Origin of the sequence: Stenotrophomonas sp. PS02289 (genome assembly GCF_029960115.1) — a bacterium.
GTDB lineage: Bacteria > Pseudomonadota > Gammaproteobacteria > Xanthomonadales > Xanthomonadaceae > Stenotrophomonas.
The window spans coordinates 38,104-45,756 of record NZ_JASCOZ010000016.1 but is presented as its reverse complement, the minus strand read 5'-3'; the positions used below and the strand labels follow the sequence as shown (position 1 = coordinate 45,756).

8 protein-coding genes are annotated in these 7,653 nt (G+C 65.6%); 4 read left to right on the top strand and 4 right to left on the bottom strand.

The genetic code is table 11. The features are described from left to right. Positions 1–73: 73 nt before the first annotated feature. Both QMX83_RS04165 and QMX83_RS04160 read right to left on the bottom strand, forming a co-directional pair. Positions 74–1,597, bottom strand: a complete 1,524-nt coding sequence (locus tag QMX83_RS04165; protein WP_282295393.1) for a carotenoid oxygenase family protein — start codon at positions 1,595–1,597, stop codon at positions 74–76. 10 nt (positions 1,598–1,607) lie between these two features. Next, the gene (locus tag QMX83_RS04160; RefSeq protein ID WP_282295392.1) at positions 1,608–2,030 is read right to left on the bottom strand and encodes a DUF2141 domain-containing protein; all 423 of its coding nucleotides are present in this window, start codon (positions 2,028–2,030) and stop codon (positions 1,608–1,610) included. 150 nt (positions 2,031–2,180) lie between these two features. Here QMX83_RS04160 and QMX83_RS04155 point away from each other — a divergent pair, with 150 nt between their 5' ends. Then, a complete protein-coding gene (locus QMX83_RS04155; protein WP_282295391.1) occupies positions 2,181–3,284 on the top strand; it encodes a histidine kinase in 1,104 nt (367 codons plus the stop codon). Positions 3,285–3,289: 5 nt separating this feature from the next. Then, complete coding sequence (locus tag QMX83_RS04150; protein ID WP_282295395.1) at positions 3,290–3,922, top strand: response regulator transcription factor; 633 nt, start codon at positions 3,290–3,292, stop codon at positions 3,920–3,922. Positions 3,923–3,939: 17 nt separating this feature from the next. On the opposite strand, the gene QMX83_RS04145 is transcribed toward QMX83_RS04150, so the two are convergent. Together QMX83_RS04145 and QMX83_RS04140 are read right to left on the bottom strand one after the other, a co-directional pair. After that, a complete protein-coding gene (locus QMX83_RS04145; RefSeq protein WP_282295390.1) occupies positions 3,940–4,341 on the bottom strand; it encodes a hypothetical protein in 402 nt (133 codons plus the stop codon). Positions 4,342–4,411: 70 nt separating this feature from the next. Beyond that, a complete protein-coding gene (locus QMX83_RS04140; RefSeq protein WP_282295389.1) occupies positions 4,412–5,374 on the bottom strand; it encodes a DMT family transporter in 963 nt (320 codons plus the stop codon). A 98-nt stretch (positions 5,375–5,472) separates the two neighbouring features. On the opposite strand from QMX83_RS04140, the gene QMX83_RS04135 reads away from it, so the two are divergent. Together QMX83_RS04135 and QMX83_RS04130 are read left to right on the top strand one after the other, a co-directional pair. Continuing rightward, positions 5,473–6,930: a PLP-dependent aminotransferase family protein gene (locus tag QMX83_RS04135; RefSeq protein ID WP_282295388.1), complete on the top strand. Its 1,458-nt coding sequence runs from the start codon at positions 5,473–5,475 to the stop codon at positions 6,928–6,930. Then, on the top strand, positions 6,927–7,643 hold the full coding sequence (locus tag QMX83_RS04130) for a gamma-glutamyl-gamma-aminobutyrate hydrolase family protein (RefSeq protein WP_282295387.1): 717 nt from the start codon (positions 6,927–6,929) through the stop codon (positions 7,641–7,643). The genes QMX83_RS04135 and QMX83_RS04130 overlap by 4 nt, the downstream gene beginning before the upstream one ends. Positions 7,644–7,653: the final 10 nt, after the last annotated feature.

The following is a 7,653-nucleotide window of genomic DNA, read 5'->3' as shown; positions in this document are numbered from 1 at the left end:
TGGGGGGGGGGGGGGGGCGGGTATTTTAAAAACCCCCCCCCCCCGCCGCCCCCCCCCCCCCCCCCCACCGCACTCACCCCTTCGCCGCAAACGTCCCATGGAAGCCCAGTGGCACCGCATACGGCAGCCATGCCTGCGCCAGCGGACCCTCATCAATCCGCCGCGCATCCAGCACCGCAATGCCGCTGCGTTGGTTCGCCGAATCCAGCAGCGTACCGACCAGCCAGCCGTCGTCCGCCTTGCGGCTGCCCGGACGTGGCACGAACACGTGCTCCTCGGCCAGGATATCGGTGCCATAGCGCCACACCTGGCGGCGGCCACGGTCGACGTCAAACCCGGCCACACCATTGAAGTAGGGCGCGCTGTGCTCGCCCTGGATCACCGGGGTGTACAGGCGAGCACCCTTGTCACCGGCAGTGCGGCTGTCGAACATCGGGAACTCGATGCCGCGGATGCCCGTCTCTTCCCAGCGCGCGGTGCCGCTGCGCAGGTCTAGGTGCAGCTCCAGCAGGCTGGCGTCGGAGTTGGCGGCGTGGGCGGCATCGCCCTCCATCGCTTCCTTCATCGGCGAGCGCGCTTCATCGATGTCGTCATGACGCACCGTGCGCATCACGATGCGGCCGTTCTTCTCGTACGCATCGCCGAAGTGGTAGGCGGCGGTGAACGCCGCTTCGAACCAGCGCGCGGTATCCGGGGCGGACTTGGGCACCACCGCGATCCGGCACGGGCGCTGCGGTGCGAACTGCATGCGCTCGAAGAACGCGCCACCGCCTTCCTTGTAGTCGAAGGGCATCAGCATGAAGACCAGATGCGAATCGGTCATCGCAAACGCATGCATGTAGCCCATGAACGGGGTATCGACCACACTGGCCGAGCGTAGCTGCCCGTCGGCACCGATGTGCCATACCAGCAACCCGGTGCCACCCAGCAGCGAGATGCTGCCGAAGTTCCAGACGCTGCCATCGCGATCCACCAGCGGGTGCGCCGAGAACGGGATCGATGCCAGATCCGGGCGCCAGGTCGTGGCACCGATCGTGCTCAGTTCCTGCGGGTCCATCTCGAAGGCCGAGCCTGCCTCGCACAATGCGAACAGCCGGCCATTGACCACCATGACCGAGGTGTTGGCCGCATTGGCGTCGTCGTTGTTACGTACTGCTTGGCGGTTCGGCACATCGGTGCCGGCGGCAGGGTAGAGGAAGCGCCCGGCTTTCTGTTCGCGGGTGAACTTGGGCGTGGTCACCATCTGACCGCGATGGGTCAGAGTGCCATTGCCATTGAACTGCCAGCCGTGAACCATGCCGTCGCCATCGAACCAATGGTCGTAGCGGAAGCCGTTGCGTTCCTTCCAGGCCGGCCCGTTGCGGTAGAGGGTGCCGGCAAACCCCGCCGGCAGCCGGCCCTGCAGATCCACCGTGGCCGGTCCGAGGCTTTCGGTGGTGACGCTGCGCCACCCGGTCAGCCACGGATGCTGCTCGCGGGCCTGGGCAAAGGCGGCCGCATCGCCGGCCAGTGCAGGTACGGCGCGCAAGGCAACGCCGCCGATGGCAGCGGTGGTGGCAACAGACAACAGCGACTGCAGGAAGCGGCGACGGTCCATGTGGGATGCCTCAGCGCAGGATGATGGTGATGGTGGAACCTTCGGCCGGCACGTGCACGCGGGCTTCTTCCCAGGTGGGCTTGCGCATCACCTGCGGGTTGTTACTGAAGCCGTAGCCTTCCACCGGTACGCCCAGCATGTTGGTGTCCAGCTTGCCATTGTCATTTTCGTCCTGGGTGACCATCACCGCGTAGTCGCCCGCCGGCAGGTTCTTGAAATCGAAGTGGGCGGTGTCGCCGGTCACTTTGGCCGACTGCGCCTGCACCGGCTTGGCCTTCTGGTTCCAACCGTCCGGACCATCCACCACCGACATGTGCAGGGTGCCGGTCTGGACGCGGATATCCTGCAGATTCACCTGCAGGTCGCCCGCATTTGCAGAGGCAGCCACCAGCAGGCAGGCATAGGGAAGGCAGTTCATCAGGCTGCGGATCATGGCGCTCGCTCCAGGTTGGGTGTGTGGGGCCAGTCTGCCCAGCCCGGCCACCTCAACCCATGCCCAGTGGTCATCGATCCGCAGTGCCAGAAGTCACTTTCTGCCCCACCCCCATTGCCGAACCGGGCAGCGGGCGGGCAGCATGCGGCCATGCCCTCCTTTCTGCGCAACCTGATCAGCCCCCTCAGCCTGGCCGGCCTGCTGACCATCGTGGCGGTGGGGCTGTCGCTGGGCGTCGCCACCCAGGGCGAGCAGACCCTGCGCTGGGTGGCCCTGGGGGTGTTCATGCTGTTGTTCGTGAGCTACGACCACCTGCCCATCCGCTCGCACTGGCGGCTGGCCAGCGATGTGCTGCTGGCGCTGATGGCGCTGTCCCTGGTCTGGCTGGAGCCGCGCGTGGGCACCCTGCCGGTCCTGCTGGTGGTGCTGGTGGCACACCTGGCGGAACATTGGCCGCCGCGCACCGTGCTGCTGTCGGCACTGGGATTGAATCTGTGTCTGTATTTCGCCCTGCGGCTGGGCGGGGCGACCCATCCGTTCCTGGTCGTGGTCATCTACGCCGGCTTCCAGGCCTTTGCCGCGCTCACCGCCCACTATGCGCGCAGTTCCGAACTGGCCCGCGAGGCCCTGGCCCGGGTCAACGCCGACCTGCTGGCCACCCGCGCCCTGCTGGCCGACAGCGCCCGCGACGCCGAGCGCCTGCGGTTGGCGCGCGAACTTCACGACGTGGCCGGACACAAGCTCACTGCGATGCGCCTGAACCTGCGTGCCCTGGCCAGCGACGCCACCCCGGCCACGCGCGAGCGCGTGCAACTGGTGGAACAGCTGTCGGCGGAACTGCTTGGCGACATCCGTCAGGTCGTACAGAGCATGCGCGACGAGCGCGGACTGGACCTGGCTACGGCGCTGCAGGCGCTGGCCACCCCGTTCCCGCGCCCGGGTCTGCAGGTGCATATCGGCGAACAGGTGCGCATCGCCAACCCGCTGGTGGCCGATGCCGTGCTGCGGCTGGTGCAGGAGGCGTTGACCAATGCCGCACGGCATGGCGATGCCGATACCGTATGGCTGAACATCGACAGGGAAGAACACGGCGTGCGCATCGACATCCGCGACGACGGCCAGCGTGCCGAGCGCATCCGCGAAGGCAACGGCATCACCGGTATGCGTGAGCGACTGGCCGCTGTGCATGGGCATCTGGAGCTGGCGCGTACCGAGGCCGGTGGCATGCATCTGACCGCGAGGTTGCCCACATGAGCGCGGTGCCCGCGCTGCGGGTAGCCCTGGCCGACGACCAGGCACTGGTGCGTGCCGGTCTGCGCGCCCTGTTGCAGGGGCTTGGCATCGAGGTGGTGCTGGAAGCCGATGATGGCCAGGGGTTGCTGGATGGCTTGGTCGCGCACCAGGTGGACGTGGTGCTGAGCGACGTGCGCATGCCCGGTGTGGACGGTATTGCCGCCACCCGGCAGCTGCGTGAACGCGGCGACACCACGCCATTGCTGCTGCTTACCACCTTTGATGAAAGCGACCTGCTGCTGCAGGCCAGCCAGGCCGGGGCACAAGGCTTCATGCTCAAGGATGCCGCGCCGGAAGATCTGCACGAGGCCATCCTGAAGGTTGCCAGCGGAGAGACCCTCCTGCTGCCGGTGAGCACCGACCCGGTGCGGGCGCGTTATCGTTTCCACGACGAGGCCCCGCCGAGCGACACCTTTGGTGAAAAGGAAGTGGCGATTCTACGGCTGCTGGCGGGTGGGTACTCCAATAAGGAGATCGCACGCACGCTGTTCCTCGCCGAGGGGACGGTGAAGAACTACGTCTCCACCATCCTGGACAAGCTGGGCACGCGCGATCGTACGCGGGCAGTGTTGAAGGCGATCACGCTGCGGATCATTTGAGACGCGAACCCAAAGCGTCACTCCGCTAGCCAGTATCGCTCCAACTCGAACGTATCCTTGTCCAAACGTCGAATCCAGATGAAGCCCCTTTGGTCTGGAACGGTCACGCGCACGACCTCTTCCACCCATTCTTCAGAGTACGCGGTCCCTTCTTCGGTCTGGAACCACGGACTCCACCAGATCTGATAGCTCGGAAGATGGGTTCCGATGTCATACCGGACACTGAAGACGCTGAGAGGGTTCTGCTTCAGTTCGATCCGCGCGGCGTTCTTCCAGAATTCCGGGAACAGACCCGCAGACACGTCTGAGGCGAATGCCAATGCACCGTCAATGTCATCGAACGCCTGATCAATGCTTTCCTCGGCAATCGCCAACCTGCTCGCCATTGATGACTGGTCGTCATACTGGACGTAGACCATGACTCTGCCAACCTGGAACTCGCAGATATTTAGATTTCCTTCCTCCGCGTCCCAATGACCGAGCATTTTGTCAGGGTGCGGGGATATCCTCATGGTCCGCACTGCGTCTTTCATCCGTAAATTTAGGCAATGGTACACGGTTGAATGGGCTGGGCATCGGCAGCGACCACTTCAGATTCACCCCCAACGTTCCCAACACAATCATTCCCACGCCAACCAACTGGATCGCGCTCAACCGGTGTCCGTACACCGCATAGTCAAGCAACAGCGCGACCAACGGGTACACAAACGCGATCACTGCAATGGTTGCCACCGGCAAATGGCGGTACGAGGAGTAGAACAGCACATACACAACGCCGCTGTGGATGATGCCCAGCCCGATCAGCCACACCCAGTGGCCGCCCAGATGCAGCGCACTGGCGTCGGCAAACCCCGCGAGCATCACCACACCCACCAGGCACTGCACTGTCACCAGTGCGAACGGGCGTTCGCGTCCGATCTGCCGTGACATCAGCAACGACGCCCCACACAGCAGCGCCGCCAGCAAGGTCAATCCGATACCCAACAGGTAGCCGCTGCTACCGGACAGCACCTGCATCGGATCGGCCGATGCAGCCACACCGACGAAGGCCAGCACCGTCCAGCCCCAATCCGCAGGACGCGTGCGCTCCTTCAATACCAGCGCAGCCAGGATCAGCATCACAAACGGGAAACAGTGATACACCATCGTGGCGACGCCGATGGAGGAACGCGCCATACCGGCGAACAACGCTACCCAGTTCAGCACCAGCAGTACGCCGGAGATCACCGCGCCGCGCAGGAACACCCGGTCACGCCACACGCCGTGCAGGTGACCACGCGCGGTACCCCACGCCAGCAGGAAGACCGCACCGAACAGGCAGCGGTAGAACACCGCCGTGATCGGGTCTTGTCCACTCTCGTGCACAAACACGCCGACCGAGCCGATCAGAATTTCGGCCACCACCAGCTGCCACAGGGCCAGCCGGGTCTGGGAGGGGGAGGACGCCTGCATGGCCGTATCCAGTTGGGGGGACGGCCAGTCTGTTCCTCCACACCCGACCGATACAGACTCAGCTAGAATCAATTTCGACCAGTACAGATGGCAACACCATGCTGCTCTACTCCGCCATTGCCGCCACCCTGCGCGATCAGATCGCACAAGGCGTCCTGCGCGCCGGCGAACGCCTGCCGTCGATCCGGCAGCTCGCCAGCAGCCACGGGGTAAGCCCCGCCACGGCGGTGCAGGCCTGCCTGCAGCTGGAACGCGAAGGATTGGTGCAGGCGCGGCCGCGCTCCGGCTACTACGTGCAGGCCAGCCCGTTGCCACCGCGAAGCAGCGCGCCGCGCCGGCGCGTGCCGCACCCGGTCGACAACCCCGCCCTGGCGCGCCTGCACGAACTGCTGGCACGTACCGACCTGCTGGCCCTGCACAACGCCTCGCCCGCCACCGAGCTGCTGCCCGCCAGGGCACTGGCTACCTCGATGGCCCGCACCTTGCGGCACAGTCAACGGCAGGCGTTGGACTACGCGCCGCCGCAGGGACACGCACCGTTGCGGCGCCTGATCGCCCAGCGCTACGCGCGCCTGGCCACCGACGTGTCACCCGACGAAGTGGTGGTCACCGCAGGATCGATGGAGGCAATCAGCCTCGCGCTGCGCGTGCTGACCCAACCCGGCGACGTGGTCATCGTGGAAACGCCCACCTACCACGGCATTCTGCAGGCCGTAGCCGCGCACGGTCTGAAGGTGCTGGAACTGCCGCACCGGCACGGCGGCGGGCTGGATCTGGCGCGGCTGGACGTGCTGCTGGAACAGACCCCGGTGCGTGCCGCTGTGCTGGTGCCCAACTTCCATAACCCGCTCGGGACGGTGCTGGCTGACGCCGACAAAGTGGCCCTGCTGGACAGCTGCGCCCGCCATGGCACCGTGGTGATCGAAGATGACATCTACGGCGACCTCAGCTGGTCGGGCGAGCGCCCACCACCGCTGCGCCACTTCGACACTCGCGGCCAGGTACTGACCTGCAGTTCATTCTCCAAGACCTTGGCACCAGGCCTGCGCGTGGGCTGGATCCTGGGCGCCGGCTGGACCGACGCGCTGGTGCGCGCCAAATACCACTCCACCGTGGGCAACCCGACCCTGCCGCAGCTGGCCCTGGTGGACTACCTCGAACAGCACGACCTTGACCGGCACCTGCGCCGGCTGCGCCAGCAGCTGGCCGACAATGCCTGCCGCATGCAGGACGCCATCGCACGTTACTGGCCAGACGGCACGCGGTGCAGTGCGCCGAAGGGCGGGCTGTCTCTATGGCTGCAGCTGCCCGACAACGGCGACGCCGATGCATTGGCGTCTGCCGCGATGGACGAGGGCATCGGGATCTCACCCGGCGTGCTGTTCTCCAGCCGTGGCGACTACCGCGACCATGTGCGGCTGGGCTGTGGAATGGTGTGGGACAAGCGACTGGAGAACGCCGTGCAGCGATTGGGGACGTTGGCGGCGCAACGCCGTCTTCCCGGAAATGTTCCATGTCATCATGACCGTACTCCAGCGGTCCCGGAATCACCATGAAGGTCCACTTCGTCATCCATGAGTCCTTCGAGGCCCCGGGGGCCTACCTGCAGTGGGTGCAGGAACGCGGTCATACCGCGACCTTCAGCCACCTCCACGGTGGCGACACGCTGCCCGCGGATGCCAGCCAGCACGACATGCTGGTGGTCATGGGGGGCCCGCAGTCGCCCGCCACGTCGCAGGCCGAGTGTCCGCACTTCAACGCGAAGGCCGAGATGGCCCTGATCCGGGCGTTTGTCGACGCGGCCAAGCGGGTGGTAGGTGTCTGCCTGGGCGCGCAGCTGCTGGGCGAAGCCTTGGGTGGGCAGCACGAACACAGCCCGGAGAAGGAGATCGGTAAGTTCCCGATCACGCTCACGCCGGAAGGGCGCGCCAACCCGAAGTTCGCCGGTTTCGCCGATGTGCTGGATGTCGGCCACTGGCACGGTGACATGCCGGGACTGACGCCTGAGGCAACGATTATTGCCTACAGCAAAGGCTGCCCACGCCAGATCATCGAGTACAGCCCCCGCGCCTACGGCTTCCAATGCCATATGGAATTCACGCCGGAGGTGGTGGAGATGCTGATTGAAGCGTCCACGCAGGAGCTGGCTGCATTGCGAGATCGTCCGTACGTGCAACAGGCTGATGTGCTGCGTGCACAGGACTGGTCACAGATGAATCAGGCGCTGTTCGGCTTCCTGGACAAGCTGGAGGCTGAACGCGCCTCCTGAGGGCGACCGC

Bases quoted from the DNA above. Each gene is read 5' to 3' on its own strand.
- QMX83_RS04165 (WP_282295393.1), bottom strand. From the start codon at position 1,597: ATGGACCGTCGCCGCTTCCTGCAGTCGCTGTTGTCTGTTGCCACCACC.
- QMX83_RS04160 (WP_282295392.1), bottom strand. From the start codon at position 2,030: ATGATCCGCAGCCTGATGAACTGCCTTCCCTATGCCTGCCTGCTGGTG.
- QMX83_RS04155 (WP_282295391.1), top strand. From the start codon at position 2,181: ATGCCCTCCTTTCTGCGCAACCTGATCAGCCCCCTCAGCCTGGCCGGC.
- QMX83_RS04145 (WP_282295390.1), bottom strand. From the start codon at position 4,341: ATGGTCTACGTCCAGTATGACGACCAGTCATCAATGGCGAGCAGGTTG.
- QMX83_RS04140 (WP_282295389.1), bottom strand. From the start codon at position 5,374: ATGCAGGCGTCCTCCCCCTCCCAGACCCGGCTGGCCCTGTGGCAGCTG.
- QMX83_RS04135 (WP_282295388.1), top strand. From the start codon at position 5,473: ATGCTGCTCTACTCCGCCATTGCCGCCACCCTGCGCGATCAGATCGCA.
- QMX83_RS04130 (WP_282295387.1), top strand. From the start codon at position 6,927: ATGAAGGTCCACTTCGTCATCCATGAGTCCTTCGAGGCCCCGGGGGCC.